Raw genomic sequence first — 26,407 nt, 5'->3', positions numbered from 1 at the left:
TATGAATGATCTTTCTCTATTATTGACAAGTATATTTGTCATTATTGCTTTATTCCTGTCTAAATCTTTTAAAGCCGGCGTCGAAAAGGATATGATCGTCGCAACCGTCAGGGCCGTCATTCAGCTGCTTATCATCGGCTATGTGCTGTCGCTGATTTTTCGCGGTGATCACCCGATATTTATCATATTAATGGTGCTTCTCATGCTCACGGCCGCTTCGCACAATGTCTCCAAACGGAAAAAAATGCGGATCGGCTCATTTTGGCGCGTTTTTCTGACACTGGCGATCGCGGAAACCGTGACGCAGGGACTTTTACTGACCCTTCACATCATTCCGTTCACTTCAAGATATGTCATTCCGATAAGCGGCATGGTCATCGGAAACTCCATGGTGCTCTCAAGCCTGTTTTTAAGCAGGCTCAGTTCGGAAGCGGATCTGCGGAAAGAAGAAATCCAGCTGATTCTCTCTCTCGGAGGAACGCCTAAGCAGGCCGTCCGGCAGATATTGACGTCCAGTATGAAGCTCAGTATGATCCCGACGCTTGAAAGCCAGAAAACATTGGGTCTCGTTCAGCTTCCCGGCATGATGACGGGGCAGATTTTAGCGGGGGCTGATCCGATACAGGCGGTGCGCTTTCAGCTGCTGATCGTTTTTACAACGATGGCCTCCGCTCTTCTTACATGTATCATCCTCAGCGCCTTGACATATCCTTCCCTTTTCACGGAACACTGGCAATTAAAAAAATTCAGCAGGGAAGCGTAGGCTTTTTTCCCTGCTGAATGATGGTTTATGACAAGGTCAGAGATTCATAGTAACGGGATAATTCAATAATCATCGCTCCCATCCGCTCAATGTCCGGAGCAAGGACCCTCTTTACCCCTTCATCCCGGATCGCTTCAGCCGTCACTTTGCCGACTGCGGCGGCAAGCACTTGTTTTTCGAATGCCTGCTGCACTTCTTTTGTGAACCCTTTTTCTTTTGCATAATCAAAGAGAGAACGCACTTGAATGGCTGTCGTAAAACATACGGCATCGACCTCTCCGTTTAACAGCTCTCCCAGCAGTTTATCGACCGTCTCCCTTTCAGGCGGAATATGCTGATACGGCAGAACAGGGAATACCTCCGCTCCGTTTTTCTCAAGGAACTCCGTTAAGACCGGCGCTTTTTCGCCATGAAGCTGTATCATGACTTTTTTATCTTTAAAGTCAAATCGTTCCAAGGAGCGGATCAGCCCTCTTGTTGTACCGTCTTCATCTGAGGCATGCGGCGTGATGCCGAGCTTTTTTAAGGCCGCATATGTTTTATAGCCTCTGCAGCCGATTTTCGCTTCATGAACGGCCGCTAAAAATTCTTCTTTCAGACCGATTTTTTCCGATACCGACAATAACGTTTCCGTACCGATGCCTGTGGTGAATATCACCCAGTCGGCTTTTTGCCCGGCAAATGTTCTTACGTCGGGTTCAATTTGATCCTCCGCCAGGTATACGGTTCCTTGGAGGGAACGGACGACCGCCGTTCCGCCCTGCTTTTCTATTAATCTTGTGATCTCTTCTGTTTTCCGCGAACCGCCGATGGCAATCCGTTTCCCGTTCAATCCTTTTCCCATCGCTGTTTTCTTCTTCCCTTCAGATGCCGGGCGCCCTATGGCAGGCCGTCATTTATTTCTATTATTGTTACGCAATCAGCCGGGAAAATCAAGCTATGCTCCCGTTGAATCCCCCGTGCAGTTGCTGTATCATTAACCGGGCAGAACGATTTGATTCGCGGAGGGATTTTCAATCATGGAAACAAAAAAAGAGTTCGAGACAAAAGGATACGATACTTCGGTCATTTATGAGTTCAATGAGTATCCTGATGCTCACAGCGGCCGATGTGACAATTGCGACTACACGCTGTTTAAAAGCTCAGTGAAGGGCGGAAAATTTTTGAGGGAATGCCGGAGATGCGGCATGAAGAAAAACATATAACAAAACAGGCAGCCGTCTTCCGGTGCGCTGCCTGTTTCTCAATCAATTTTCGACGGCCGCCGTTTTCAAAAATTCTTCAATGGCGCAAACAGCCTGTTTGGGGCCGCCGGTTTCTTCTATTTTCTGCTGCATGCTTTTCACGCGGCTGAGGATGTTTTTATCGCCGTATACGTTTTGAACGTCTTTTTGCAAACGGGCCACAGTGACTTCTTTCGGCGGCAGATGCACGCCAAGCCCCAATTCATCCACACGCTTTGCGGTAACCTCTTGTTCGTGCATTTGCGGAACGACAACGAGCGGGACACCCGCATTCATCGCCTCCATTGTACTGTTCATCCCGCCGTGAGATACGAACAGCTTTGCTTTCTCCAGCACATCAAGCTGAGGAACGTGCTGGCGGATGATAAAGTGATCGGGGACATCCGAAAAACTTTCCGGATCAATTGTTGTGCCGACTGACATAATAACCCGCCAGTCCGAGTCCCGAAACGCGTCAATACACATCCGGTAAAATTCAGGCCAGGCGTTAAACGCCGTTCCCAGTGAGATGAGCATAAGCGGACGGTCATCGGCTGCATCAATTTCCAGACTTCCCGTATTTGTGCGTTCTCCAAGAGACGGACCCACAAAACAGAATCGTTCATCAAAGGTTTCCTGTTTCGGCTGAAAGGCCCTTGGCATAAAGACAATATTCAGTTTTTCAGGCATAAAAAATTCTTCCATTGTCATCCGTTTCAATTGTTCATTTTCAATCTGCTCCTGGTATTCTTCTATCGCCTGTTTGGCCGCTTCCAGTGTTTCTTCGTCTCTTCCTAATTGAAAATACTCATTCATTGCATAGCTCGGGCAGAACTTTACGGCCGGGATGCCGCCATTATCCGCAAACAATTTTCCGGCAAGAGCTAAAAAATCAAACAGGACGATGTCAGGAAGGTCGTCTTTGTACAGCTCTTCCAGCTGCGGAAGCACTTCAACCGCTTCTTCCAGAAACATCACAAACGCGTCATTTTTGTTTACCCGTTCTTTTATCGTCTCCGGGTCCGCCTTTATGCTTGTGCGGTATAAAACGGGAATGGCGCCCGTTTTGGCAACGGAAGCTTCGAATTCCTCAGTCGTAGCGAATGTCACTTTATACCCGCGATTGACAAGTTCCTCGGCTACGGGCAGCGTGGGATTGACATGACCGTGAGCGGCCACATTAATAATGGCGATATGTGTTTTTCTCATCTTTTTTCTTCTCCCTTATTTTCGTTTATCTCCGCTTCTAAAGACTCCAGCCCGTACATGACACTGTTTCGGATCGGCTCAATCCGAACAGGCTCAAGGTGTGAAAAGGCTTTTACAATTCCTTTCAGCGCGACTTCCGCTTCAAGTCTGGCAAGCGGAGCGCCTAAGCAGAAGTGTACGCCGAATCCGAAGGAAAGGTGCGGATTCGATTGGCGATGAATATCAAATACGCCCGCCTTCTCAAATTTGTTTTCATCACGGTTGGCAGATGCAACGTAGCAGAGAACGATTTCCCCGCTTTTCAAGCGGCGTCCGCGCAGTTCAGTGTCGTGCCGGACCGTCCTTCTGACAAACGGAGCGGGAGCGCGAAAACGCAGCGTTTCTTCCACCGTTTGCGCGATGAGAGAAGGGTCCTGTCTCAGCTCTTCATAAAGGCCGGGCGTCTCTAATATGCTGTAAACCGCATTTGAAATGAGATTAGTCGTTGTTTCATTTCCCGCCACTAAAAGCAGGTTGCAAAACGGGATCAGATCTTCTGCCGTGAGCTTCTCTCCCTCTTCTTCCTCTTTTATCAAAATAGAAATAATGTCTTGGCCGGGCTGTTTTCGTTTGCTTTCTATTATTTCCGCAAAAAACGCCGCCAGCTCCGCCTCACATTGGTCACGTTCCTGCTGATTTTTCTCCGCCGCTTCAGGGCTCGCATCTTTCGGCATGCTGACGAGAATGTCCGACCATTTTTTAAACTGATCCATACGTTCGGACGGAACGCCCAATAATTCTGAAATCACCATGACCGGCAAAGGGTAAGAGAGATCTTTAACGATATCAATCCGCCCTTTGTTCTTTGCCTGTTTCAGGAGATGATCGGTAATGTCTTTAATTCGCGGCTCCCATTCCTTCAAGACGCGGGGAGTGAAAGCGCGATTGACGGCGGATCTGATTTGGGTATGCTTCGGCGGGTCCATATTCAGCATGGACTTTGCAATCGAGCTTTTCACATCAGTCATGAGGCTTGAGAACGTCTCTTTATCACTGATGACTTTTTTGACATCATCGTATAAAAACACACTCCAAACCTTCGTTTCTTCATCAAAGTGTATAGGGCTTTCCCGTCTCATTTTTTCGTACCAAGGAAAAGGGTTGTATACGTCCAGGCCGTTTTTTCCTTTCATCAGGGTTCTTTGGATGGCTTGTCTCGTGCTCCTCAGCTTACTCATATTTCATCACTCCTGATTGTTTCATATTTGAATAGTTGACGTACCTTGAATTTTATCCTAGCACATATTTTCAATTTTTTTCTATTCATAACCTTAACTATTAACATAACACAACAAAAGTCATGAATCCGGAGGTGAAATTTCTCCCAAGAAAACAGCAGAGGCGCACAAAAAACCCGAGCCTTCGGCCAGGCTCGGGAGATATGTTCACTCATTCGTCTGCGGTTTCTGGTGCTGCTTTTGGTCTTCAGGAGGCTGCGTATTTCTTTCCATATCGTCCGTATCAGCGCCCATGCCTTTCAGGAAAGAAAACAGCAGAGTGACGGCCTTGTTGATTTCCGGGTCTTTTAAAGCGCGGACGATATCAAAATACCCGGTCTTCCTGCCGCTGTCTTTTTCCTCGACGGCCTTTGTGACCCCCGCATTGATTTTAACGATAAATGGCTCAAGCTGTTTTACATCGAGCATGCCGAGAACGCCGCTTAACAGCAGGAGATTTTTCAGCATATTGGCCGTTTCCGGAGTATTCGCCTTCTTCACGAGGATATCCATCACTTTGTCTCCCTGGCCGAAGAGCCCGCGCAGAAGCGCCAAAACGCCGCGCTCGTTCATGTGCTGAAGAATGTGCAGAGATTCCAAAATCGCGTCTTTATTTCGTAAAAGAGCTGTCTCGATCTCTTCTAAGTCCTTTTTTCGTTTGTCTTCTTCTGTGACGGTCTGTTTTCGGATGCCGCTGATTGCTTTAGCCATTTTGCTGTTTCCCCCTTTTTACGGCGTCTCCCGGAAATACATAATCTTTACGCGCCCATTTCCGATCAACCCGGACACCGATCTGCGGCTGCGGGTTTCCGTAACGGAAATTGATTTTCGGAAGCGGATTAACGCCTTCTTTTTTCAAAATCTCCATCTTCGCTGATGTTTCTTTATAAGCCGGTGTATCGGTATCCTTATCGGCATAGCTGCTTGTCAAAAGGTTAATGGCGGCGTCTTTTGAATCGTTCATCGGGAGATAGACTTGTTTGCCTTTTACCCTGTCTGTGATGACGCACTTGACTTTCACATTTCCGTACGGTGATGTCAGACGGACAAGCGTTCCGTCTTCCAGCCCTCTTTCTTCGGCGAGTTCGGGCGAGACCTCAAGGAACACACCCGGTGTTTTTTCGGATATTCCTTTTGACCGGTAAGTCAGATTCCCTTCGTGAAAATGCTCGAGCAGCCGCCCGTTATTCACATGGATATCATATTCTTCACCAAATTCTTTCGGCTCGGTCCACTGAACGGGATATAGAATCGCTTTGCCGTCTGAAAACGGGAACTTATCCGTAAATAAAAGCGGTGAATCGGTTCCGTCCGCTGCAACCGGCCATTGCAGTGAATTGTAGCCTTCGAGACGTTCGTAAGTGACGCCTGCGTAGAGCGGCGAAAGCATCGCCGCTTCTTCCATAATGTCTGCCGGATGTTCATAGTGCCAATCAGCGCCCAGACGGCTGGCGATGTCTGTAATGATCTGCCAATCAGGCTTTGAATCGCCCAGCGGTTCAAACACTTCGTAAAGGCGCTGCACCCTCCGTTCCGTATTCGTAAACGTCCCTTCTTTTTCAAGGCTCGGGCTTGCCGGAAGCACGACATCGGCGAACTCGGCCGTACGCGAAAGAAAGATATCCTGCACAACGAAGAAATCAAGCTTTTCAAATGCGGCATGAACATGGTTAATATTGGAGTCGACAAGCCCCATTTCTTCTCCTTTTAAGTACATGGACTTCAGTTTTCCTGAGTGGATGCCTTCGATCATTTCATGATTTGTCATTCCGATTTCTTTCGGCAGGTCTGTTCCCCAGCCCTGTTCATACTTTTTACGGGCTTTTTCATCCGTTACTTTTTCATAGCCGGGGAAGCTGTCAGGCATACTGCCGAAATCACTGGCTCCCTGCACGTTATTATGGCCCCGAAGCGGATATGAGCCTGCGCCGGGCTTGCCGTAATTTCCGGTCACAAGAAGCATATTGGAAATGGCCGTGCTCGTATCACTTCCTCCGATATGCTGGGTGACACCCATCGCCCACAGTGCGCACACGCTGCCGGCTTCATGAATCATCCGGGCCACTTTGATTAAGGTATCCTTGTCCACACCGGTATGTTTTTCCGCATATTCCATTGTATAAGGTTCAAGGCTTTTCACGAATTCATCTAATCCGTTCACTCTCTCCTTCAGAAATGCAGTATCCGCCAAATCGTGATCAAGCAGATATTTCGATACGGCATTCAGCCAGACAATATCTGATCCGGCACGCGGCTGGAAAAACACATCGGAGCGCTCGGCCATTTCATGTTTTCGCAAGTCAGCGACGACGAGCTTCTGTCCGTGCAGTTTATGAGAACGTTTAATGCGTGTGGACAGGACGGGGTGAGACTCAGACGTATTTGAACCGATTATCAGCACGAGCTCAGCTTTTTCTATATCTGTAATCGACCCTGAATCACCGCCGTATCCGACCGTTCTGAACAATCCGGCCGTGGCGGGAGACTGGCAGTAGCGTGAGCAGTTGTCGACATTATTTGTGCCGATGACGGCTCTTGCAAGCTTCTGCATCACGTATGATTCTTCATTCGTGCATTTGGAAGATGTGATAAAGGCAAGTGCGTCAGGGCCGAATTGTTCTTTTATATCGGTAAATTTATCAGCGATCAGCTGCAGCGCTTCATCCCATTCCGCCTCCCGAAACGAGTCTCCTTCCCGGATAAGCGGTTTGGTAAGGCGCTTTTCACTATTGACGAAATCCCAGCCGAATTTCCCTTTCACACACGTCGAAATGCCATTTGCTGGGGCCTCGGCCTGAGGCTCGACCTTTAAAATGTCTCTTCCTTTCGTCCATATATCAAAACTGCAGCCGACACCGCAGTATGTGCATACGGTTTTCGTTTTTTTGATTCTTTCATCCCGCATGGCCGATTCCATGTCCGATATGGCCAAAATCGATCCGTATCCGGTTTCGACGCCTTTTGTGATGTCAATCATCGGCCGAAGCGTCTCTTGGTTAATGCTTGTTAAATACCCCGCTTCGCCTTCCATGCCTTTTTCCATCATGGCATTACACGGACATACCGTCGAACAATGTCCGCAGGAAACACATGATGATTCATTGATCGGCACATCCTGATCCCAAATGACCCGCGGGCGTTTCCGCTCCCAATCAATGCTTAAGGTTTCGGTTACCTGTACGTCCTGACAGGCTTCGACGCAGCGTCCGCACAAAATGCACTGGTCGGGATCATATCGGTAAAACGGATTTGATTCATCTTTAGGATACGGTTTTTGATCGAACGGAATGCTTTGATGATTGATTTTCATTTCCTTTACGGTATTATGTACTTCGCAGCTCCCATTGTTGTAATCACAGACCGTGCAGTACAATTCATGGTTGTGCAAAATGTTGTCCATGCCGATAATCTGCGCTTTTTTTACATCGGACGAAAGCGTATCGATGACATCTCCGTCCTTTATTTGCGCGGAACACGAACGCACCAGTTCCCCGTTAACATTGACGATACAGGTATCGCACGTTTCAATCGGCCCGAGACTCGGGTGATAACACACGTGCGGCACGTCAATTGAACTATTGTTCAAAAGCTGCAAAACGGTTTGGCCGTCCGGCGCTTCCATTTCAACCCCATTGATTGTAACTTTCTTTGTCCCAGCCATTTTCTTTTCCCCTTTCTGTACCCCTCTATACATCCTCTATGATTCCCAGCCGGCCTTTCACTAAAACATCTCGTTTATCTCAGGAAACATACGGGTATGAGCGGTAAAAAGGAGGCGTTCACATATGTTGAAGAAAAAAACACTCGCCACGGGATTATCGGCAGTGATGCTCACGGGATGCGCATTCGGCGCAGAAGCATTTTCGGTTACACAGCCCGTCCACGCCGCAGCCGCTTCAAAAACGGAAAACCAACGTGCACAAGAACTGGTGAACAGCCTTTACCAATCGGCGTTTAAAGGGGAAATGCCGCAAAATGTGAAAGGCCTGAAAATCAACCAAAGCACAAGACAGGACGTTTACGATAAAATCGGCGAGCCGGAACAAAAAGCAGACAGCCGCAATCCATTTGATTTATACAGCTGGAACATGGGAAACCCCGGTTATGGATTTTCCTATCATAAAAACGGAAAAATCTCGGAAATACGCTATTTCGGAACAGGGGTCGAGCGGCGCTTAAACCTCGGGAGCGTCACACCTGACGTCTTAAGCAAACAAATCGGCAGCGCTGACAAAATCCTGACAGTGCCAAAAACGGGCGAAACAGATTACGTCTACCATACGGGGCAGTATGAGCTCCGCTTCGTCATCGGCAGTGACCAAAAAGCAGACCATGTCAACCTAAAAGCCAGATAACGCAAAAAAAGCGGCCTCCCGGACCGTTTTTTTCATAGACAGCTTCTCCGTCGTTCCTTACAATACATGGGAGTACAAAAAAAGGGGAACAGTGTGAAGTGAATAGACATCCATTGACATACGGAATATGTACCGTTTTTATCATCGCCCTCGGTTTGCTGTCCAGAACCGCATACATCACCGCCCTATTGCCCGGCATCATAAACGCTTATTTAGGAGATGCCTTGTGGGCGGCAATGATTTTTACAGGATTCGGGCTTTTGTTTCGGCACATACGGACGGAAACAGCCGCATTTTTGAGCCTCTCGTTTTGCTGTCTGATTGAATGCAGCCAGCTGTATCACGCGCCTTGGATTGACGCAATCAGAAGCAGCACGCTCGGCGGGCTGATCCTCGGCTGGCAATTTGTCTGGAGTGACATTTTTGCCTATACCCTCGGGGTATGCGCTGCCGCATTTTTAGAATGGGCCGTAAAAAGAAACCGCCAGTCCCCTTCATAATCGGAGCATGCCGCCGATATGAAGGGATAAGGAGGTGGAAGCTATGGATATCCCTGCGTTATCAATCGCAATGCATCAGGCATCTCTGGCGCAGAATGTAAATATCGCTTTAACAAAAACGGTCATGCAGCATGCACAGGCTGCGGCAGAAGAAACAGTGAAAATGCTGCCGTCCCAGCACCCGACTGCCGGACATTCAATTGATGTGAAAGTGTAAAAAAAGATGCCGGATGATAACCGGCGTCTTTTTTTTGCCCGTTGTACGTACACCATACCGGGCATACAGGAATAAGGTAAACGGAACCAAACATTTGAAAAGGAGGTTTTCCTCTTGTACGATCCTTTCTATCATGAATACACAGCCGAGAGCCACGAACGGGTGCCATATCATTATCCGCGGCCGCCTTATTATTTCCCCAGACCATATCCATACTATCCGCGGCCGCCTTATTATTATCCTAGACCATATCCATACTATCCGCGGCCGTATATCCCGTTCTATCCTTGGTATTAATGTTTGAAAAGAAATGACCGCAGACAGGAGGCTTCCCCTGTCTGCTATTCAACTTTGACCGACAGGATATACGGGAGGGCTTGAACTTTTTCCATTACCGCCGCTTTCCCGCTTTTGCTTTTCACCCTTCCCTTCACTTCAAGCACCGCCTTATTCAATTCATAGGACGTAATCAGAATTCCTTTTTCCTCAAGAGAAGTTAAAATATCATGCATGACGGCTTTCTCCTCAATCCTGAAACTGACAGACAAAGAATGCGCCGCCGGTTTAAACAGAAAATTTAACAGTTCAAGCCCGATTAACGCCAAAATCGTGCCGCTGATGCCGATGACATACATACCTGCCCCAATCGTCAGCCCGATGCCCGACGTAGCCCAAATCCCCGCGGCCGTCGTAAGCCCCCGCACGACATGCCGCTGTAAAATAATCGTGCCGGCTCCTAAAAATCCGACGCCGCTGACGACCTGAGCCGCCACCCGGCTCGGATCAAAGGACGTATGGCTGTTGGATAACAAATCAAAAAAGCCGTATTTGGAAACGATCATCATCAAGGCGCTGCCGACGGCCACTAAAAAATGCGTCCTCAAACCGGCTTCCTTCGCCCTGAATTCTCTCTCCAATCCAATAAGAGCCCCGAGCAGACCCGCAACTGCCAGACGAATCACAAAATCAAGTTCCATCCGTCTCTCTCCTTTCCTTATCTTCTTACCCGCTTTTACACCCCAATCATGCGGTGTATCTTTTTTTAAAATGCACCGACTAATTGACATAAGGAGGTTTTATGAAATATATTCTGTGGTTTTTTATATTATTGTTATTTAGCTTATTTATTTTGGGAGGATATAAAGCATCTGTTTCTCACCCGGATTTCCCGGTTCCATTATTTGCTATGCACAGCAAAACAAAGGAATATGAAAAAGGAAAATACGTTTCAAACTATACATACCGTTTCGCAAAAGAAGAAGAAGGTCCGAGCGGTTTATACCAATTGGAAATAGCCGAAAAAGGCTGGAAACTTAAAGGGCAGGAAGGACTTATCAAAACCTATGAAAAGCGAGGAGAACGTGTTTCACTTTTTTTCGGTACGGGGGAAATAAGCGTCATTGAAGAATGATCCTTCTCAAAAGACAGGCTGAAATCCGCAAACGGCATATCTTTTACGACTTCCTTTATCTCTGCGAATCTATAAATTCAGCCAATATCTCAATTAAGGCGAACACCTTTCTGATCCAAAAAATGCCGCCTTCAATGAGAAAATCATTATACAAAAACAAAAGCGCAACTGAAAAAGAATAAGCACCTCATAAAAAAAGCCCTCTTTTTAAAAAAGAGGGCTGCAGAAGGAAAACAGGTAATTATTTATCTAAAGTGTACTCACTCACATTAAAAGTAAGAATGTTCCCAAAAACAATATGGTCCCTTCTATTTTGAAAAGGGCCTATATTATTATAGTGCTTCTCGATAACATATCTAGATAAGCCTATTCCAGAACTTTTTTGATCATACCATCTGATAAAATCTTTAATCTCTTCCATTGAAAGATCAAATTCTTTCTCAAGACCTGTGGTCATTGTAACAAGAAGAATTGCCCGATTACTGGCGGGCTGTTTATTTGGTGGTTCCTCCCAACTGCATCTCTCAAACAGAATGTCCGGCAATCACCTCAAAAAACGAGGTGAAATCTGTCAGTATCCCGTCATCCGCCAGCTGTTTTTCTTCAAATAGCGCGCGGTTTTTTCCGAGCGGGTCAATGGCCATAATCTTGCCTGCACCTGCTTTTTTCGCCGCTGTGAGCCCCGAAAAGGCATCTTCAATGACTAAGCAATCTTCAGGTCTGAGGCCTAACTTTTCCGATGCGATGAGAAAAATATCCGGCGCCGGTTTTCCGGGGAAGCTCCCGTCATCAAACGTGACTTTGTCAAAATTAAACCACCGATCCAACTGAAAGACGTCAAAGTAAAACTCGACATTTTCCTTTACCGTAGCCGTGGCAATGGTCATCGGCGTTTCTGATTTTTTCAGATGGTTCAATACGCCGGTCAGTCCCTTCGTCAGCTTTAACTCATCTTTGTTTTCAAGGCATAGTTCTCTGTAGTAGGCTTCTTTTTCAAAAGACAGCTTCTTGATTTCTTCATTTGTTAAATCGCCGGAAATAAAATACGTCAGGATTTCACTGTTTGTTCTCCCGTGAATGTTAACGAAAATGTCTTCATCAGATATGGTTTTCGGCGCGTATTTTTTCACCATGAAAAACCATGCTTTTTCGTGCAGATGCGAATCTTGAAACATCGTGCCGTTGAAATCAAAAATAACCCCTTTCATCGAACCGCCCGCCTTTTTTATTTTTTTGCGATTTTGACATCTACATATTGCTCGTAATGAATTTGAACATCTTTCATCACTTTATCATCCGTAATCAGATAGTCCATATCGTGCAAGTTATAGAATACGTAAAAATCTTCCCGGTTGAATTTTTTATTATCCGCCAGCAAAAATTTCGTCCGCGAATTATTCAGCGCGATTTGATGAGCTTCCCCTTCTTCAATGCTGTAAGAAGAAATCTCATCATTATGTATGCCGTTGGCGCTGATGAAGGCTTTCGTAAAATTGAATTTCTGCAGATTGCCGTTCACGATGGGCCCGACGAAGGCACCGGTATTTTTTCGGAAATCGCCGCCAATCAGGATGGTATCCGCAGTGTCACCATGTTTTAAAATATCAAATACGGGATAGTTGTTTGTGATAATCCTGATTCGCTTATGCAGCAGGTGTTTGGCTAAAAGTTCAATCGTCGTGCCGGGCCCTAAAAAAACGGTATCGCCGTCATTTACATATGAAGCTGCGAGTTCCGCGATCTTCCCCTTCTCCTCCATTTGAACACCCAGTTTTTCATTATGCGATAATTCGTGATCAATGGAATAAGATATGCTCTGTGCGCCTCCGTGAATACGTACGATTTTTCCGGCCTTATCCAGCTCGTCCAGATCTCTTCTCACTGTCATATCAGAAACTTCCAATTCATCGATAATATCACTCACCGTAATAAACCCCCGCGAGTTTACGATATCGATGATTTTTAAAAGTCGCTCTTTTTTTAACATGTTTCAATCATCTCCTCAACTTTACACACAATCTAACATACTGCGGCAATCCGGTCAACAAAAACAAACACTAACAAACAACACAATCAACATATAAAACAATGAAAAACTTATATAAACCCTATGAAAACAGATGTTATTTCTTTATGAAGATATTGACAACAAAAATGTATGCGTTTACTATTAAACAAAAGATAACAATTACAAACATTAACAAACTTCAATTCACACATTGGCGAAGGAGGATTCAGTAATGCTCAAATTACCTCATGACTTTATTTTCGGCGGGGCGACTGCGGCATATCAAGCGGAAGGCGCCACAAAAGAAGGCGGCAAAGGGCCTGTGGCCTGGGATGAATTTCTTGAAAAACAGGGAAGATTCAGCCCTGATCCGGCAAGTGATTTTTACCGCCAGTTTCCCGAAGATATTAAACTATGTGAAAAATTCGGAATAAACGGCATCCGCCTTTCTATAGCCTGGACGAGAATTTTCCCTGACGGCACGGGCAAAATCAATCAGGAAGGTGTTGATTACTATCATCGTATTTTCTCAGAGTGCCATAAACGCAACGTCACCCCTTTTGTCACGCTGCATCATTTCGATACACCGAAAGGATTATTTGACCAGGGAGATTTCCTCAACCGCGCTGCAATAGAAGCGTTCGTCAGCTATGCGGAGTTTTGCTTTAAAGAATTCAGCGAAATCCGATATTGGAGCACGTTTAACGAAATTTATCCCACAGCCACCAACCAGTATTTACTCGGGGTTTTCCCGCCATCTGTTAAAAGTGATATCACAAAAGTCATTCAATGCCTCCATCACATGATGGTAGCGCATGCGATGACCGTCAATCTTTTTAAAGACGGCGGCTATCCGGGAGAAATCGGTGTCGTCCACTCATTGGAAACAAAATATCCCGCCAGCGACACAGCAGAAGACCGCCATGCCTGTTTTCTGGATGACGCGTTATCAGTGAGATTTCTCCTCGACGCCACCTACCTCGGTTATTATTCTGAGGAAACCATGCGGGCTCTGGATGAAATCTGTGAGGCAAACGGCGCTTCATACGAGTTTTCAGACAATGACTTTGACGTGATGAAAAAAGCTTCAACGCGCAATGATTATCTCGGCATCAATCATTATCAATGCCATTTCGTCAAAGCGTACGACGGAGAAACCGTTATTCACCATAACGGAACGGGCGATAAGGGCACTTCGGTCTATAAAGTAAAAGGAATCGGCGAAAGAATTTACAAAGAAGGCCTGAAGCGGACTGATTGGGACTGGCTTATTTATCCTGAAGGCATGTATGACATGCTGATGCGCATCAAACGGGACTATCCGCAATATAACAAAATGTACATTACCGAAAACGGCATGGGCTATAAAGATGAGTTTGAAGACGGCATCATTATGGATAAGGCAAGAATCGACTATTTAAAAGTCTATTTAGAAGCCGTCAGTAAAGCGATTACCGACGGAGTCAATGTAAAGGGGTACTTCTTATGGTCCTTAATGGATTTATTTTCATGGACCAACGGCTACAACAAACGTTACGGTCTTTTTTACGTCGACTTTGACACCCAAAAACGGTATCCGAAAGAATCGGCCTACTGGTACAAACTTGTAAGTGAAACAAAAACAATCATTTAACGATCATACATGGTGAAAAGAGTCTCTTTTCATCATGTGTGCCGTCTTTAGGAGGTTTTTTTCATGACAAAGGAAGAATTGCAGATGCTCGGTTTTGAAATCGTCGCCTATGCCGGCGACGCCAGAAGCACTTTATTGAAAGTCCTGAAAGAAGTCCGTGCCGGAAACTTCGAAAACACGGAAGCAGCATTGAAAAGCGCCGATGAAAATTTAACCCTCGCCCACAATGCGCAAACGAAAATGTTAGCTGAAGAAGCTGACGGCAAGGACATGGAATTAGGATTTATTTTCGTTCACGGTCAGGACCACTTGATGACAACCCTTTTGCTCCGTGATCTTATTCAGGATTTTATAGAACTCTACCGAAGCCGCCGATAAGGAGTGGAAAAATGAACGGTATCATCAAGCAAATCGAAAAGGGAAAACCGTTTTTTGAAAAAATCTCAAGAAACATTTATTTAGGCGCGATCCGCGACGGCTTCTTAACGGCCATGCCTGTTATTTTATTCGCCAGCATTTTCATCCTCACCGCCGCTGTGCCGGAAGTGTTGGGTTTCACTTGGCCTAAAAGTGTTTCTGAATGGCTTTGGAAAGTTTATAACTATTCAATGGGCGCCCTCGGTCTGATCGTTGCGGCAACAAGTGCGAAATGCCTGAGTGAATCAATGAACCGAAAAATGCCGAAAAACAAAGGGATCAACCCCGTTTCAGCGATGCTTGCTTCAGTCGTCGGGTTTCTCATTTTAAGCGTCACTCAAATCGATGGCGGATTCTCCACGGAATACCTCGGCACAAAAGGTCTTTTAGCCGCTTTTGTATCCGCTTTCATAACAGTGAACGTTTACAGATTCTGCGTGCTGAAAAATATTACGATTAAAATGCCTAAAGAAGTACCGGGTACCATTTCACAAACATTTAAAGATGTTTTTCCGTTCGCTTTTTCCGTTTTGGCCATGGTGATCGTTGATTTATTGATCAGGAACATGCTGAACGTATCTTTTGCAGAGGCTCTCTCCTCTCTCTTATCGCCGTTTTTTACCGCCGCAGACGGTTATTTCGGGATTTGTGTCATTTGGGGAATGATGGCGCTGTTCTGGTTTGTCGGCGTTCACGGGCCTTCTATTGTGGAGCCGGCCATCGCAGCTATTATTTACGCAAATGTGGAGGCGAACCTTCAGCTCCATAATGCCGGCGAGCAGGCGTCCAACGTGCTGACCGTCGGACTCGGGAACTTCGTCGGCACAATGGGAGGAACCGGCGCAACCCTTGTGGTTCCGTTTATCTTTCTTCTTTTCGCGAAATCCAAGCAATTGAAAGCAGTCGGAAAAGCATCCGCGGTTCCGGTGTCTTTCGCAGTAAACGAACCTCTGCTCTTTGCTGCGCCGATCATTTTAAATCCTTATTTTTTCATTCCGTTTGTTGTAACGCCGATGGTGAATGTCTGTCTGTTTAAATTTTTCGTGGATGTCATCGGAATGAACAGTTTTATGTATGTTCTTCCGTGGGCCACCCCGGCGCCCGCCGGCTTGATTCTCGGAACCGGCATGGGGCTCTCGGCTTTTGTGCTGACGGCTGTATTAATCATTGTCGATTTCCTGATATACCTGCCATTCTGCAAAGCTTATGACAAAGTATTAGCGGCGAAAGAAGCCCAACACACCGAGCCTGAAACCGCGCCGCAAACATTACAGCCCGCCATGGCCGGCGCCTCAGAAGACGCGGCCTCCGTCATCAGCACAAATCTTCAGGAATCCTCATCCGCCTTGGAACACGGCACCAATGTGTTAGTGCTGTGCGCCGGAGCGGGAACGAGCGCCATGCTTGCGAACGCACTGACAGAAGGAGCCGAAGAATACAACGTGCCGATTACCGCCTCAGCAGGCGCCTACGGATCCCATTACGACATCATGAAAGACTTCGATATGATCATTTTAGCTCCGCAAGTCGGCTCTTATTATGATGACATTAAAGAAGATGCGGACCGCCTGCAAGTGAAACTCATCGCAACGAAAGGAGCAGAATATATCAGCCTCACCAGAAATTCACAAAAAGCCATTCAGTTCATACTGGAGCATACCTCAAAATAGAATCGGGGGTTTATCATGGATGCCAAACTTTTAAAATCAAGATTCGAAGACATTTTCAAGAGAAGTAACGGAGAACTGTTTTTCGCACCCGGCCGAATCAACCTGATCGGGGAACATACGGATTATATAGGCGGCCACGTTCTTCCCTGCGCGATCACGATCGGAACTTATGCCGTATGCGCAAAACGCGGAGATCACCAGATCCGGTTATACTCAGAAAACTTTCCTGACAGCGGCATTGTCTGCCTTGATCTTTCCGCCACAGCATACAAAAAAGAAGACGGCTGGGCCAATTATCCGAAGGGGATGATCCATTACCTTCTTAAAGCCGGCGGCCAAATAGACAGCGGAATGGATATTCTTTTTCACGGTACGATTCCAAACGGAGCCGGTTTAAGCTCCTCCGCTTCCATTGAAATGTTAACAGGTTCCATTTTAAGAAAGTTATTCAGCCTGGATGTTTCCGATACTGAACTGGCGCTTATCGGAAAAAGAGTCGAAAATGAATTTATCGGCGTGAATTCAGGCATTATGGATCAATTCGCAGTGCAAAAAGGCAAAAAGAACATGGCCATTCTGTTAAACTGCGATAAGCTTGAGCACGAAATGATTCCGGCTGCTTTTAACGGATATAAAATCGTCATTATGAATACGAACAAGCGCCGGGAGCTGGCCGCTTCAAAATATAATGAACGCCGCAGCGAATGCGACGCAGCTCTCTCGGAACTGCGGCAATATCGGAATATCGCATCACTTGCGGAATTGACGGCAGAAGAATTCAACGAACTCGAATCCCTTCTCTCCTGTGAAACTTTGCGTAAAAGAGCCCGGCACGCGGTCAATGAAAACGAGCGGACCCTCTCAGCCGCGGAGGCTCTCAAATCGAATGATTTGAAAACGTTCGGCGAGCTGATGAATGCGTCCCACCGTTCGTTACGCGATGATTATGAAGTGACCGGTGACGAATTAGACGCACTCGCTGAAGCAGCCTGGAAAGAAGGAGCACTCGGAGCGCGGATGACGGGCGCGGGGTTCGGCGGCTGCGCCATAGCCATTGTGGAAAATGAAGAAACCGCCGGCTTTATCCGGGCCGTTTCATCTCACTACCGCAGCAGGACAGGTCTTGAAGCTTCTTTCTACATCGCGGATATAAGCGATGGCGCGGCTGAATGGAGGGAAAAATAAATCATGGCGATTCTCGTTCTCGGCGGAGCCGGCTATATCGGTTCTCATGCGGTTGATCAATTATTAAACAAAGGATTTAAAACGATAGTTGTGGATCATCTGCAGACAGGCCACCAGAAAGCTGTTCATGAAAAAGCAGTTTTTTACCATGGAGATATCCGTGACAAACCGTTTCTTCGCTCTGTGTTTGCGAAGGAGAACGTAACAGGCGTTCTCCATTTTGCCGCTCAATCCCTTGTCGGCGAATCAATGAAAGACCCTCTTTCATATTTCAATAATAATGTGTACGGTACGCAAATTACGCTGGAGGTCATGCAGGAATTCGGGGTGAAACACATTGTGTTTTCTTCATCCGCCGCTGTATATGGCGAACCTGAAAAAGTGCCCATCACAGAAGACATGCCGGAAAAGCCGGAAAGCGCATACGGCGAATCAAAACTCATGACAGAAAAAATGCTGAAGTGGTGTGAAACTGCCTGCGGCATAAAATATGTCTCGCTTCGGTATTTTAACGTTGCCGGCGCGAAAACGGACGGTTCCATCGGAGAAGATCATCATCCGGAAACCCACCTTATCCCTATCCTTTTACAAACCGCGCTCGGTCAGCGCGAGGAGGTTTTGATATTCGGCACTGACTATGATACAAAAGACGGCACGTGCATCCGCGATTATGTCCATGTTTCCGATTTAATCGATGCCCATATTCTCGCTCTGGAATATTTGCAAAACGGCGGAGACAGCGGCATTTTCAATTTAGGATCAAGCAGCGGGTTTTCCGTATCAGAAATGGCGGAAGCGGCCCGGCAAGTGACCGAAAGAGACATAAAAGTAAGAGCGGCCGCAAGAAGACCCGGTGATCCAAGCACCCTCATCGCTTCCAGCGATAAAGCGCGGAACATTCTGGGCTGGAATCCGAAACAAACGGACATATCGGAAATCATTGCGTCAGCATGGAATTGGCATCGGCAACATCCAAACGGATACAAGGACAAATGAAATGGAGGCGGCGGTCATTGAAGTTTTTGAATCAGTGGCAGGGTTTCTGAAAGAAAGCACTGTCTTAGGCGACATAAATGAAACAGATGTGATTTATACAAGAAACAGACTTCTCGATCTGCTCGGACTGCCGGATTATGCAGAACCGAAACATATCAAGAAACAAAACAGGCTTCACTATTTGGACGAAATGGTGAAAGACGCGGTAAAACGGGCAATCATTAACGATACGCCGGCTGAAAGAGACATGCTGGGAAGCAGGATCATGGACGTGATCACACCGGCCCCTTCTCTCATCAATGCCGCGTTCAGCGAATTGTTATCAGATTGCCCGAAAAAAGCAACAGATTATTTTTATAGACTGAGCCAAAACAACGACTATATTAAGACGCGGGCCATTCGAAAAAACATCGTGTACCGCTCAATAACACCTTTTGGGGAATTGGACATCACCATTAATTTATCAAAACCGGAAAAAGACCCTAAAGACATCGCCGCGGTAAAAAACAGTCCGGAAAACCGGTATCCGACATGTCTGCTCTGTATGGAAAACGAGGGGTATGCCGGAACACCGCATCACCCCGCCCGTTCAAATCACCGCATCATCAGGCTTGACTTAGCGGGAGAACAGTGGGGGTTTCAATATTCTCCTTATGCGTATTACAGCGAGCATGCCATCTTTCTATCAAGCGTGCACAAGCCGATGAACATCAGCCGTGACAGCTTCAAAAGGCTTCTGGCCATTACGGAAATCTTCCCGCATTATTTCGCGGGATCAAACGCAGACTTGCCGATCGTAGGAGGCTCCATTCTTTCTCACGATCATTATCAAGGCGGCGCCCATGAGTTTCCGATGGCAAAAGCGGGTTCCCTCTACCCTTTTCATATGCGTCATTTTCCAGACGTTCAGGCCGAAGCCGTGAAGTGGCCGGTATCAGTGATCCGCCTTCGCGCAAAAGATCCGGATTTGCTGACAGATGCCGCTGCCTATGTTTTTGAAAAGTGGCGGGAATATTCAGACGAAACCGTCAGCATCATCGCAAAGACAAATGAACCCCATAATACCGTCACCCCGATTGCCAGACGCAGGGGAACGGATTTTGAAATCGATCTCGCTCTCAGAAACAACCGCACCTCCGAAGATTATCCGGATGGCATTTTTCACCCGCATCAAGATGTCCATCACATCAAAAAAGAAAATATCGGTCTGATTGAAGTGATGGGACTCGCCGTTTTACCTCCCCGCCTGAAAGATGAGCTGGCAGAAGTGAAAAAGTATTTACTGAATGAACCTCATGACATCAAAGATATTCATCTTCCGTGGGCTGAAAACATCAAAGCGGATAAAGACGTGACACCGGAGAATGCAGCCGCTGTTTTACAAAAAGAAACCGCGAATGTATTTTTACGCGCGCTGACCGATGCAGGCATTTTTAAAATGACACCCGAAGGAATTCAGGCGTTTCAGCGTTTCACGACGTTATTGGAGAATGGCAGCTGAAACATTCAGAGTGAAATCAATCAACAATCTTTTTTATCAGGAGGTATTGTGATGTTCAAAAACCGATTGAAACGTGTATTTATAAACGCAATCTGTCTTTCTCTCATTTTCACTGCTTTTACATTCTTTGAGAAGTTTCCTAAAGCAAAAGCGGATGCCCCGTTTGCCTATGGCGCTGATATAGGATGGCTGAAACAAATGGAGGACGAAGGTGTGCGCTGGCTGGATGACGGCGGAAAACAGAAAGATGCCTTGCAGATTCTTAAAGATCACGGAATAAATGCCGTGAGACTGAGAGTGTTTGTGAATCCGCCAAGCAGCTATTATTGGCTGAAAGACGGGACAACATGGACCATGCTCGGCTATAGTGACAAAGCGGGCGTACTTGCGGCGGCAAAAAGGGCAAAAGCGTTAGGAATGAAGGTAATGGTTGACTTCCATTACAGTGATGTGTTCGCTGATCCAGGCCACCAGATCAAGCCGAACCAATGGAACGGCTATTCAAACAGCCAGCTGCAGGCAGCCGTGTATAACCATACGTACGATGTCATGAAAGAACTTAAAAATCACGGCATCTCCCCTGATTGGGTGCAAGTAGGAAATGAAATGAATTCAGGAATTTTACTGCCCGACGGCAGCACGAACGATTTCAGCAAATTGACCGGCTTACTGAACAAAGGCTATGACGCCGTGAAATCCGTCAGCCCGGCCACCAAGGTCATCAGCCATTTGGCACACGGCACGGACAACAGCCTATTCAGATGGTGGTTTGATCAATTCTTTAAAAACGGAGGAAAAACCGACATCATCGGCGTTTCGTTCTATCCCTATTGGGAAGGCAAGCCGTACTGGGAGCTCACCAGCCATTTATCATCTAATTTGAATGACATCGCCTCACGCTACAACAAGGAAGTCATGGTGGTTGAACTGGGCGGAGATGAAAATAATCCGAAAGATTCCTACTGGACCATAAAAGACACCATAAAACTGGTGAAAGCCGTTCCGAACGGCAAAGGAATCGGCGTATTTTACTGGGAACCCGAAGCTCACTCCAGCGTTCTGTCAGACGCGTATCCATTAGGCGCAACCGCCAAAGTGTCTAAAAACGTCTTGAAATACACAACCGCAATCGACGCTTTTCATGATGCCGCAACAGGAAAATGATTGATGCGAATCTCAAGCAGGCTCATTGTGCAGCCTGCTTTTTTATAAGGCTGTAGTGTTGGCCTGTTATGAAACAGAGCAAGTAACGAATACGGAAAGAAAAATACCCGAAAACCCGCGTTTCGGTTAAAAAGCCGCTTTTTAAATAGAATACTTCTTCTGTTCCCCCTCCTTCTTATTTCTGCGCACTATCTCTCAGTTCCTAAATCATAACTTTACGATTGTTGAAAAAGAAACAAACATTTTATAATATTGTGTAAGCACCACCGAGCAGGAGGACGGGCCATGGACAAAAAAGAACAGCTCCTCACGGATTTCAGGGACTTTTTTAACAAGATGGTGTGGCTGAATAGGCTGAAGATGGAAGAAAGCCTTAAGGGGCATAAACCTTCTGAAGTGCATTGCATCGAATTCATCGAAAAAATTGAAGACGCCAATGTGACAAAACTTGCGGAGTCCCTTTATATGACAAGAGGCGCCATAAGTAAATTAACGAAGAAGCTTATCAATAAAGGCCTTATCGAAAGCTATCAGAAGCCGCTTAACAAGAAAGAAATCTATTTCAGGCTTACCGAACAAGGAAAAGTCATTTATAAAATTCACGAGGAATTGCACAAAGAGTTTCAAGAACGGGACAAAATCGTGTTTGAACAAGTAACTGATGAACAATTTGACACGATGCTGAACTTCGTGGAAACATACAGCAGGCATTTGGATTCAGAAATAAAGAAACTTGGTGCAGACTTGAAATCGGAATAAATATGAATAAAACCATAGGCAGCCCTGCTCCATGAAAACGGGCTGCCTTTTTATATCCCTCTTATTGTTGACAAAGAAACAAAACCACTCTATTATTTTGTTGACAAGGAAACAAAGACAGCAATTTTGAGAGGAGAATACTATGTCAACACATAAAAGAAAGGTACTTCGGCTTCCAAAAGAAGTTCTCACAGCCGCCTGGGCTATTGCACTGGGAGCAATCGCTCCAATGCTTGACTCTACGATGGTAAACATCGCCATCGGCAAACTGACCAAAGACTTCAACACAACATTGGATATCATTCAGTGGTCCGTTACAGGCTATATGTTAGCACTTGCGATTGCAGTACCCGTATCCGGCTGGCTTATGAATAAATATAACGGTAAGAAAATCTTCATCGGCTCAGTCATCGCCTTTGGTGTCATTTCTGTTTTTGCGGGAATGAGCCGTGACGTTTCCAGCTTCATCTTCTTCCGTTTGCTTCAAGGATTCAGCGCCGGCATTATCACTCCGCTTATGTCAACACTCTTGGTTAAAACGGCAGGTCCGGAAAACCTGGGAAAAGTGATGGCAATCGTCAGCACCCCTATGATCTTCGGCCCGATCTTAGGACCTGTCATTGGGGGTTTCATCGTCCAAGGCGCTTCATGGCATTGGATTTTTTACATCAACGTGTTCATCGTTTTGATTGCTGCACCGCTTATGATGAAAACCATTCCAGACTTTGAACCATTCAACAAAGATCGTAAACTCGATATTTTCGGGATTATCAATTTGTCATTAATGAGCGCGGCATTGATGTACGGTATTACAAAAGCGGCGGATCATGCATCATTTAACAATAGCGACACCATTTTATGGACAGGCATCGGTCTTGTTTCAGCAGCTATTTATCTTGTATATAATCAGATCAAGAAAAACCAAACCGTGCTGCCTATGAATTTGTTTGCAAACAAGAGCTTCTTGGCATCTTCGATCGGGTTGTTCTTAGCGAATGTTGCCATCATGGGGCCGATGTTAATACTTCCGCTGTTTTTTCAAAACATTCGTCAGTTCACGGCAGCCGGAGCAGCACTCGCTTTAATCCCTCAAGGAGTCGGAATGCTCGTGACTCGTCCGCTGATCGGAAAAATGATTGATAAGATCGGTGCGAAATACGTGGTTACGGTCAGTCTTGTTCTTTCGCTGATCGGATCTATCCCGCTTATTTTTATCACCGATAACACAAGTATGATTTGGATTTCCGTCGTATTATTTATCCGCGGCACCAGTTTTGGAGGAATTATGCTCCCATTAATGAGTGACGCTTATACAGGTCTTGACAGCAAACAGCTTCCGGAAGCAGGTGTCGGTATTCATATGATTGAAAACCTCGGTTCCAGCTTTGGGTCAGCTGTGATCGCAACCGTTACCGCAACTGTCATACAAGAATTGCAGCCGACGATTCCGAACAGTTTAAAAGGCTACCATGCCGGATTCTTAGTATCCGTCATCATCCTTGCGGCCATCTTCATTCCAAGTCTGTTCCTTACCCATAAAAAGACTGCCATATAAAGAACTTTTTAAAGTAAAAAACCCTTGCGCAGCAAGGGTTTTAATGAATGAAACTGATGATGGTTGCCGGCAAAGTCAGCCAACAACAGACAAAGCCTTTTACTCATTCACATTGCTTTTCATTAACCATTCTACTTCCGTTAATTCTTGTTTTTGAACGTCTTTTGTATGTTTTTTCGTAAAATGGACTTTAACAGCTTCTTCGTTTTCCCAAATCTCCCAAAGCATGATTTTGCGTTCTGATGGTTCAAGCGGATAAGCATGGAACTGAATACAGCCTTCTTCTTTGTTCGTTTCTTCCTCAAGTTTTTTGAACTCTTTCATTATTTCATTAAGGTCTTTATCACTGATGATTTTTAAGCATGCCGTTATGTAATGCATCGAAATTCCCCCTCTTCCCATCTTTTTATGGCTTTACATTATAACATTTATCGAAAAACGAAACCGGCCTACCGCATTCTCAACATATAAAAAACCGTCCATAAAAATGAACGGCAATGTTTATTTAAGAGCATTAAGAGCGACTTTTGCAGCCTCAGCGATAAGAGCATTATTATAATTGGCATCTTCCGTAAACCGGTTTGACAGGATTGCCAAAACAATTGGGGCTCTGTCAGGCGGCCAAACGATCGCAATGTCGTTTCGTGTGCCGTAGCTTCCGGCTCCGGATTTATCGCCGACTTCCCATCCTGCAGGAGCGCCTGCCCGAATCAGTTCGTCGCCGGTAGCGTTGCCCCGCATCCAATCTGTTAAAATCGTGCGCTTGTCAGCCGTGAGAGTGTTACCCAAAGCGAAAGTCTTAAGGTCAGTTGCCAGTGCTTTTGCGGTGCTTGTGTCACGACGATCCCCGGGAATCGCAGAGTTTAGATCCGTCTCGAATCGATCAGCTTTCGTTACATGATCCCCGATCTGTTTCAATGATTTTTCAAAACCTTTGGGACCGCCAAGCTGCTGCAGCAATAGGTTCCCGGCGGTATTATCGCTGTAACGGACAGCGGCTTCTGAGATTTCTTTCAGGCTCATGCCTGTATCCATGTGTTTTTCTGTGATTGGAGAATATGTAACCAAATCGTCTTTGCTGTAGCGGATGATGGCATTAAGTTTTTCATTTGAGCTTTTCTTCAGAACAGCAGCTGCAGCCAGAACTTTATAGGTTGATGCGTAAGCAAACCGTTCATTCGGCCGATAGGCGATTGTCTTGTTTGAACCTGTATCAATCGCATAAACGCCGAGCCTGGCATCAAATTTTTTCTCAAGCTGAACAAATTTCTGATTCGTTATACAGCTTGTCATTTTTGCGTCCTCTATAGATTTCGCTTCAGCATGCGCTGAGCCAAATAAAGGATTGAAACCGGTAAAGCTTAAACATAAGAGTCCAATGCATATTCCAAATTGTATTCTCGCTTTATTTTTCACATCCAGACCTCCTCATTATAATGATTTTGTATACATCTTCTAATTAACATTACAAACAGGATGAAAGTCAATATAATTCCTGTGTGATGTTTTCCGTGACAGTTAGGAAATCAGCTGAAAATTTAATTAAAACACCCCTGACTCTTCAATGGATAGCGTTTCTTCCGGCAGATATTTCGCGAAGAACCCATGTGATACAGCGTTTGATTTCTTGCTTGAGCCACGGCCGCTCTACCCGGATTCATTTTGCCATCTGGACCATGCAGCGGAAGCAGGCGGCGCAACGGCCGCCGCTCCCGTAAGTAATACCGCTGATAGAATTTCCTTGTTATTGCTTCTCCTGCTTTTTGTATTCTGCGATTTCCTTAGGGGTAGCCTTCCGGACTCCGTCTGTGTCTGTCCTGTTTGCCACTTGAACGCCTTCCATGTTTTTTATCTCGCTGACGACTCCCAAATGCTCTAAATACACATGATCACCAATCTTGAAACGATTCAGTTTAGCCCGCTCCTCTGTCATGCTCCTGTATTCAGTCGCGGCTTTCATTTTTAATTCAGCCAGACACATTTGACAAAGGGTTACTGTTACAGAATTGCCGTTAAAATCAGTAAACGAAACCGATCTGACAGATTCCTTTTCCGGGTGCATCGTGCATGTTTTCTTCATAGGCGATGGCCGTGTAAATTTAATCATTCCGCTTCCTCCTCAAAAAAAGTCTTTTCGTCCCCTGACATAACAGCGGATGAATGGGAAGTTCCATTCACCCGCATCCGAACTGTCACGACACATGGAGATTGTCTTTCCTTCGCCGGCTGACGGATATTCATACATCCTGCATAGCTGTAAAGCCTATATTTCTTTATATTCCCAATGCTCGCCGCATTTCCCTGTTAGGATGAAGTTTCTAAAGCTGTTGACCAGTTGCCGCATGTTGGCTCCATGCGAAAAGCCATGTGGACCGCCGTATCCCAATTCATACGGGTAATTTTCAGCCCTTTCATATGTGTGTATGCTTTTTAAAGGAGGCGCATCACATGATGTTCTAACAACCAATTCAACTGAAACAAAGTGATTTAGTCGACAAAAAGATTGTCAGGAGCAAAAAGAACGGTGAATCTAAAAGCAATTGATCTTTTTGAATATGGATTGTAAGTCAACGCATTTTCCAAAT

At 45.9% G+C, this 26,407-nt stretch carries 26 protein-coding genes and 1 pseudogene; 16 read left to right on the top strand and 11 right to left on the bottom strand.

Annotated features, from left to right (window positions below):
• The first annotated feature begins 1 nt into the window (after position 1).
• A complete protein-coding gene (fetB, locus tag NYE36_RS06610) occupies positions 2-763 on the top strand; it encodes an iron export ABC transporter permease subunit FetB (RefSeq protein ID WP_015239663.1) in 762 nt (253 codons plus the stop codon).
• Between the two features lie 25 nt (positions 764-788).
• Here fetB and NYE36_RS06605 read toward each other — a convergent pair whose 3' ends face one another.
• The gene (locus NYE36_RS06605) at positions 789-1,607 is read right to left on the bottom strand and encodes a uroporphyrinogen-III synthase (RefSeq protein WP_039251834.1); all 819 of its coding nucleotides are present in this window, start codon (positions 1,605-1,607) and stop codon (positions 789-791) included.
• A gap of 175 nt (positions 1,608-1,782) precedes the next feature.
• Here NYE36_RS06605 and NYE36_RS06600 point away from each other — a divergent pair, with 175 nt between their 5' ends.
• Positions 1,783-1,968 carry a hypothetical protein gene (locus tag NYE36_RS06600; RefSeq protein ID WP_053573476.1) on the top strand — a complete coding sequence of 62 codons (186 nt, stop codon included), beginning with the start codon at positions 1,783-1,785 and terminating at the stop codon, positions 1,966-1,968.
• Positions 1,969-2,010: 42 nt separating this feature from the next.
• Here NYE36_RS06600 and NYE36_RS06595 read toward each other — a convergent pair whose 3' ends face one another.
• From NYE36_RS06595 to fdhF, 4 genes are all read right to left on the bottom strand, one after another.
• Positions 2,011-3,195: a macrolide family glycosyltransferase gene (locus tag NYE36_RS06595; RefSeq protein WP_064107726.1), complete on the bottom strand. Its 1,185-nt coding sequence runs from the start codon at positions 3,193-3,195 to the stop codon at positions 2,011-2,013.
• A complete protein-coding gene (locus NYE36_RS06590) occupies positions 3,192-4,412 on the bottom strand; it encodes a cytochrome P450 (RefSeq protein ID WP_052827305.1) in 1,221 nt (406 codons plus the stop codon). Before NYE36_RS06590 ends, NYE36_RS06595 begins: the two co-directional genes overlap by 4 nt.
• A 207-nt stretch (positions 4,413-4,619) precedes the next feature.
• On the bottom strand, positions 4,620-5,162 hold the full coding sequence (locus NYE36_RS06585) for a DUF1641 domain-containing protein (RefSeq protein ID WP_012117344.1): 543 nt from the start codon (positions 5,160-5,162) through the stop codon (positions 4,620-4,622).
• Positions 5,155-8,112, bottom strand: a complete 2,958-nt coding sequence (gene fdhF, locus NYE36_RS06580) for a formate dehydrogenase subunit alpha (RefSeq protein WP_265450881.1) — start codon at positions 8,110-8,112, stop codon at positions 5,155-5,157. The genes NYE36_RS06585 and fdhF overlap by 8 nt, the downstream gene beginning before the upstream one ends.
• 124 nt (positions 8,113-8,236) lie before the next feature.
• Here fdhF and NYE36_RS06575 point away from each other — a divergent pair, with 124 nt between their 5' ends.
• From NYE36_RS06575 to NYE36_RS06560, 4 genes and pseudogenes are all read left to right on the top strand, one after another.
• A complete protein-coding gene (locus tag NYE36_RS06575; protein WP_015417262.1) occupies positions 8,237-8,806 on the top strand; it encodes a YjgB family protein in 570 nt (189 codons plus the stop codon).
• Between the two features lie 98 nt (positions 8,807-8,904).
• Positions 8,905-9,306 (top strand): DUF2809 domain-containing protein, encoded by a 402-nt coding sequence (locus NYE36_RS06570; protein ID WP_007407313.1) that lies wholly within the window; start codon positions 8,905-8,907, stop codon positions 9,304-9,306.
• Positions 9,307-9,349: 43 nt separating this feature from the next.
• On the top strand, positions 9,350-9,523 hold the full coding sequence (locus tag NYE36_RS06565; protein WP_012117340.1) for a YjfB family protein: 174 nt from the start codon (positions 9,350-9,352) through the stop codon (positions 9,521-9,523).
• 114 nt (positions 9,524-9,637) lie between these two features.
• Positions 9,638-9,778, top strand: a pseudogene (locus NYE36_RS06560) (hypothetical protein); the annotation flags it as partial.
• 86 nt (positions 9,779-9,864) lie between these two features.
• Here NYE36_RS06560 and NYE36_RS06555 read toward each other — a convergent pair.
• A complete protein-coding gene (locus NYE36_RS06555; protein WP_007407316.1) occupies positions 9,865-10,500 on the bottom strand; it encodes an MgtC/SapB family protein in 636 nt (211 codons plus the stop codon).
• A 101-nt stretch (positions 10,501-10,601) separates the two neighbouring features.
• Between NYE36_RS06555 and NYE36_RS06550 the strand changes: the two genes are divergently transcribed.
• Positions 10,602-10,934 (top strand): hypothetical protein, encoded by a 333-nt coding sequence (locus NYE36_RS06550; protein ID WP_025284582.1) that lies wholly within the window; start codon positions 10,602-10,604, stop codon positions 10,932-10,934.
• 524 nt (positions 10,935-11,458) lie between these two features.
• Here NYE36_RS06550 and NYE36_RS06545 read toward each other — a convergent pair.
• Complete coding sequence (locus tag NYE36_RS06545; RefSeq protein ID WP_064107873.1) at positions 11,459-12,142, bottom strand: HAD family phosphatase; 684 nt, start codon at positions 12,140-12,142, stop codon at positions 11,459-11,461.
• A gap of 17 nt (positions 12,143-12,159) precedes the next feature.
• Positions 12,160-12,921: a DeoR/GlpR family DNA-binding transcription regulator gene (locus tag NYE36_RS06540; protein WP_003154937.1), complete on the bottom strand. Its 762-nt coding sequence runs from the start codon at positions 12,919-12,921 to the stop codon at positions 12,160-12,162.
• 253 nt (positions 12,922-13,174) lie between these two features.
• On the opposite strand from NYE36_RS06540, the gene lacG reads away from it, so the two are divergent.
• The 9 genes from lacG to NYE36_RS06495 all read left to right on the top strand — a co-directional run bounded on the left by lacG (position 13,175) and on the right by NYE36_RS06495 (position 23,822).
• Positions 13,175-14,575 (top strand): 6-phospho-beta-galactosidase, encoded by a 1,401-nt coding sequence (gene lacG, locus NYE36_RS06535; protein ID WP_108725034.1) that lies wholly within the window; start codon positions 13,175-13,177, stop codon positions 14,573-14,575.
• A 63-nt stretch (positions 14,576-14,638) separates the two neighbouring features.
• A complete protein-coding gene (locus NYE36_RS06530; RefSeq protein WP_007407323.1) occupies positions 14,639-14,953 on the top strand; it encodes a PTS lactose/cellobiose transporter subunit IIA in 315 nt (104 codons plus the stop codon).
• 11 nt (positions 14,954-14,964) lie between these two features.
• Complete coding sequence (locus NYE36_RS06525) at positions 14,965-16,662, top strand: PTS lactose transporter subunit IIBC (protein WP_061861383.1); 1,698 nt, start codon at positions 14,965-14,967, stop codon at positions 16,660-16,662.
• A gap of 15 nt (positions 16,663-16,677) precedes the next feature.
• Positions 16,678-17,847: a galactokinase gene (locus NYE36_RS06520; RefSeq protein WP_033574544.1), complete on the top strand. Its 1,170-nt coding sequence runs from the start codon at positions 16,678-16,680 to the stop codon at positions 17,845-17,847.
• Between the two features lie 3 nt (positions 17,848-17,850).
• Positions 17,851-18,843, top strand: a complete 993-nt coding sequence (gene galE, locus NYE36_RS06515) for a UDP-glucose 4-epimerase GalE (RefSeq protein ID WP_015417253.1) — start codon at positions 17,851-17,853, stop codon at positions 18,841-18,843.
• A 1-nt stretch (position 18,844) separates the two neighbouring features.
• The gene (gene galT, locus NYE36_RS06510) at positions 18,845-20,344 is read left to right on the top strand and encodes a UDP-glucose--hexose-1-phosphate uridylyltransferase (protein ID WP_265450957.1); all 1,500 of its coding nucleotides are present in this window, start codon (positions 18,845-18,847) and stop codon (positions 20,342-20,344) included.
• 51 nt (positions 20,345-20,395) lie between these two features.
• Complete coding sequence (locus NYE36_RS06505; protein ID WP_094032359.1) at positions 20,396-21,508, top strand: glycosyl hydrolase 53 family protein; 1,113 nt, start codon at positions 20,396-20,398, stop codon at positions 21,506-21,508.
• 285 nt (positions 21,509-21,793) lie between these two features.
• Positions 21,794-22,267 carry a MarR family transcriptional regulator gene (locus NYE36_RS06500; RefSeq protein WP_012117330.1) on the top strand — a complete coding sequence of 158 codons (474 nt, stop codon included), beginning with the start codon at positions 21,794-21,796 and terminating at the stop codon, positions 22,265-22,267.
• 142 nt (positions 22,268-22,409) lie between these two features.
• Complete coding sequence (locus NYE36_RS06495) at positions 22,410-23,822, top strand: MDR family MFS transporter (RefSeq protein WP_241458128.1); 1,413 nt, start codon at positions 22,410-22,412, stop codon at positions 23,820-23,822.
• A gap of 99 nt (positions 23,823-23,921) precedes the next feature.
• Here the strand turns inward: NYE36_RS06495 and NYE36_RS06490 are convergent, their stop codons facing one another.
• From NYE36_RS06490 to NYE36_RS06480, 3 genes are all read right to left on the bottom strand, one after another.
• Positions 23,922-24,224, bottom strand: coding sequence for a putative quinol monooxygenase (locus tag NYE36_RS06490; RefSeq protein ID WP_223252784.1), 303 nt, complete (start codon positions 24,222-24,224; stop codon positions 23,922-23,924).
• Positions 24,225-24,323: 99 nt separating this feature from the next.
• Positions 24,324-25,244 carry a class A beta-lactamase gene (bla, locus tag NYE36_RS06485; protein ID WP_094032357.1) on the bottom strand — a complete coding sequence of 307 codons (921 nt, stop codon included), beginning with the start codon at positions 25,242-25,244 and terminating at the stop codon, positions 24,324-24,326.
• 322 nt (positions 25,245-25,566) lie between these two features.
• Positions 25,567-25,929 (bottom strand): hypothetical protein, encoded by a 363-nt coding sequence (locus NYE36_RS06480; RefSeq protein ID WP_064107888.1) that lies wholly within the window; start codon positions 25,927-25,929, stop codon positions 25,567-25,569.
• Between the last annotated feature and the right edge of the window lie 478 nt (positions 25,930-26,407).

Source organism: Bacillus sp. FSL R5-0593 (assembly GCF_038603755.1).
Lineage (GTDB): Bacteria > Bacillota > Bacilli > Bacillales > Bacillaceae > Bacillus > Bacillus velezensis.
The sequence above is the reverse complement of the archived record's forward strand: the minus strand, read 5'-3'. Positions and strand labels throughout refer to the sequence as shown.

Excerpts from the sequence above, each read along its gene's own strand:
- NYE36_RS06575 (WP_015417262.1), top strand. The coding sequence starts at position 8,237 with ATGTTGAAGAAAAAAACACTCGCCACGGGATTATCGGCAGTGATGCTC.
- NYE36_RS06520 (WP_033574544.1), top strand. The coding sequence starts at position 16,678 with ATGGATGCCAAACTTTTAAAATCAAGATTCGAAGACATTTTCAAGAGA.
- galE (WP_015417253.1), top strand. The coding sequence starts at position 17,851 with ATGGCGATTCTCGTTCTCGGCGGAGCCGGCTATATCGGTTCTCATGCG.
- NYE36_RS06480 (WP_064107888.1), bottom strand. The coding sequence starts at position 25,929 with ATGATTAAATTTACACGGCCATCGCCTATGAAGAAAACATGCACGATG.
- NYE36_RS06595 (WP_064107726.1), bottom strand. The coding sequence starts at position 3,195 with ATGAGAAAAACACATATCGCCATTATTAATGTGGCCGCTCACGGTCAT.
- NYE36_RS06550 (WP_025284582.1), top strand. The coding sequence starts at position 10,602 with ATGAAATATATTCTGTGGTTTTTTATATTATTGTTATTTAGCTTATTT.
- NYE36_RS06565 (WP_012117340.1), top strand. The coding sequence starts at position 9,350 with ATGGATATCCCTGCGTTATCAATCGCAATGCATCAGGCATCTCTGGCG.
- NYE36_RS06530 (WP_007407323.1), top strand. The coding sequence starts at position 14,639 with ATGACAAAGGAAGAATTGCAGATGCTCGGTTTTGAAATCGTCGCCTAT.
- NYE36_RS06540 (WP_003154937.1), bottom strand. The coding sequence starts at position 12,921 with ATGTTAAAAAAAGAGCGACTTTTAAAAATCATCGATATCGTAAACTCG.
- NYE36_RS06495 (WP_241458128.1), top strand. The coding sequence starts at position 22,410 with ATGTCAACACATAAAAGAAAGGTACTTCGGCTTCCAAAAGAAGTTCTC.
- lacG (WP_108725034.1), top strand. The coding sequence starts at position 13,175 with ATGCTCAAATTACCTCATGACTTTATTTTCGGCGGGGCGACTGCGGCA.
- fetB (WP_015239663.1), top strand. The coding sequence starts at position 2 with ATGAATGATCTTTCTCTATTATTGACAAGTATATTTGTCATTATTGCT.
- fdhF (WP_265450881.1), bottom strand. The coding sequence starts at position 8,112 with ATGGCTGGGACAAAGAAAGTTACAATCAATGGGGTTGAAATGGAAGCG.
- NYE36_RS06590 (WP_052827305.1), bottom strand. The coding sequence starts at position 4,412 with ATGAGTAAGCTGAGGAGCACGAGACAAGCCATCCAAAGAACCCTGATG.
- galT (WP_265450957.1), top strand. The coding sequence starts at position 18,845 with ATGGAGGCGGCGGTCATTGAAGTTTTTGAATCAGTGGCAGGGTTTCTG.
- NYE36_RS06600 (WP_053573476.1), top strand. The coding sequence starts at position 1,783 with ATGGAAACAAAAAAAGAGTTCGAGACAAAAGGATACGATACTTCGGTC.
- NYE36_RS06585 (WP_012117344.1), bottom strand. The coding sequence starts at position 5,162 with ATGGCTAAAGCAATCAGCGGCATCCGAAAACAGACCGTCACAGAAGAA.
- NYE36_RS06525 (WP_061861383.1), top strand. The coding sequence starts at position 14,965 with ATGAACGGTATCATCAAGCAAATCGAAAAGGGAAAACCGTTTTTTGAA.
- NYE36_RS06555 (WP_007407316.1), bottom strand. The coding sequence starts at position 10,500 with ATGGAACTTGATTTTGTGATTCGTCTGGCAGTTGCGGGTCTGCTCGGG.
- NYE36_RS06490 (WP_223252784.1), bottom strand. The coding sequence starts at position 24,224 with ATGGGAAGAGGGGGAATTTCGATGCATTACATAACGGCATGCTTAAAA.
- NYE36_RS06545 (WP_064107873.1), bottom strand. The coding sequence starts at position 12,142 with ATGAAAGGGGTTATTTTTGATTTCAACGGCACGATGTTTCAAGATTCG.
- NYE36_RS06605 (WP_039251834.1), bottom strand. The coding sequence starts at position 1,607 with ATGGGAAAAGGATTGAACGGGAAACGGATTGCCATCGGCGGTTCGCGG.
- NYE36_RS06500 (WP_012117330.1), top strand. The coding sequence starts at position 21,794 with ATGGACAAAAAAGAACAGCTCCTCACGGATTTCAGGGACTTTTTTAAC.
- NYE36_RS06505 (WP_094032359.1), top strand. The coding sequence starts at position 20,396 with ATGTTCAAAAACCGATTGAAACGTGTATTTATAAACGCAATCTGTCTT.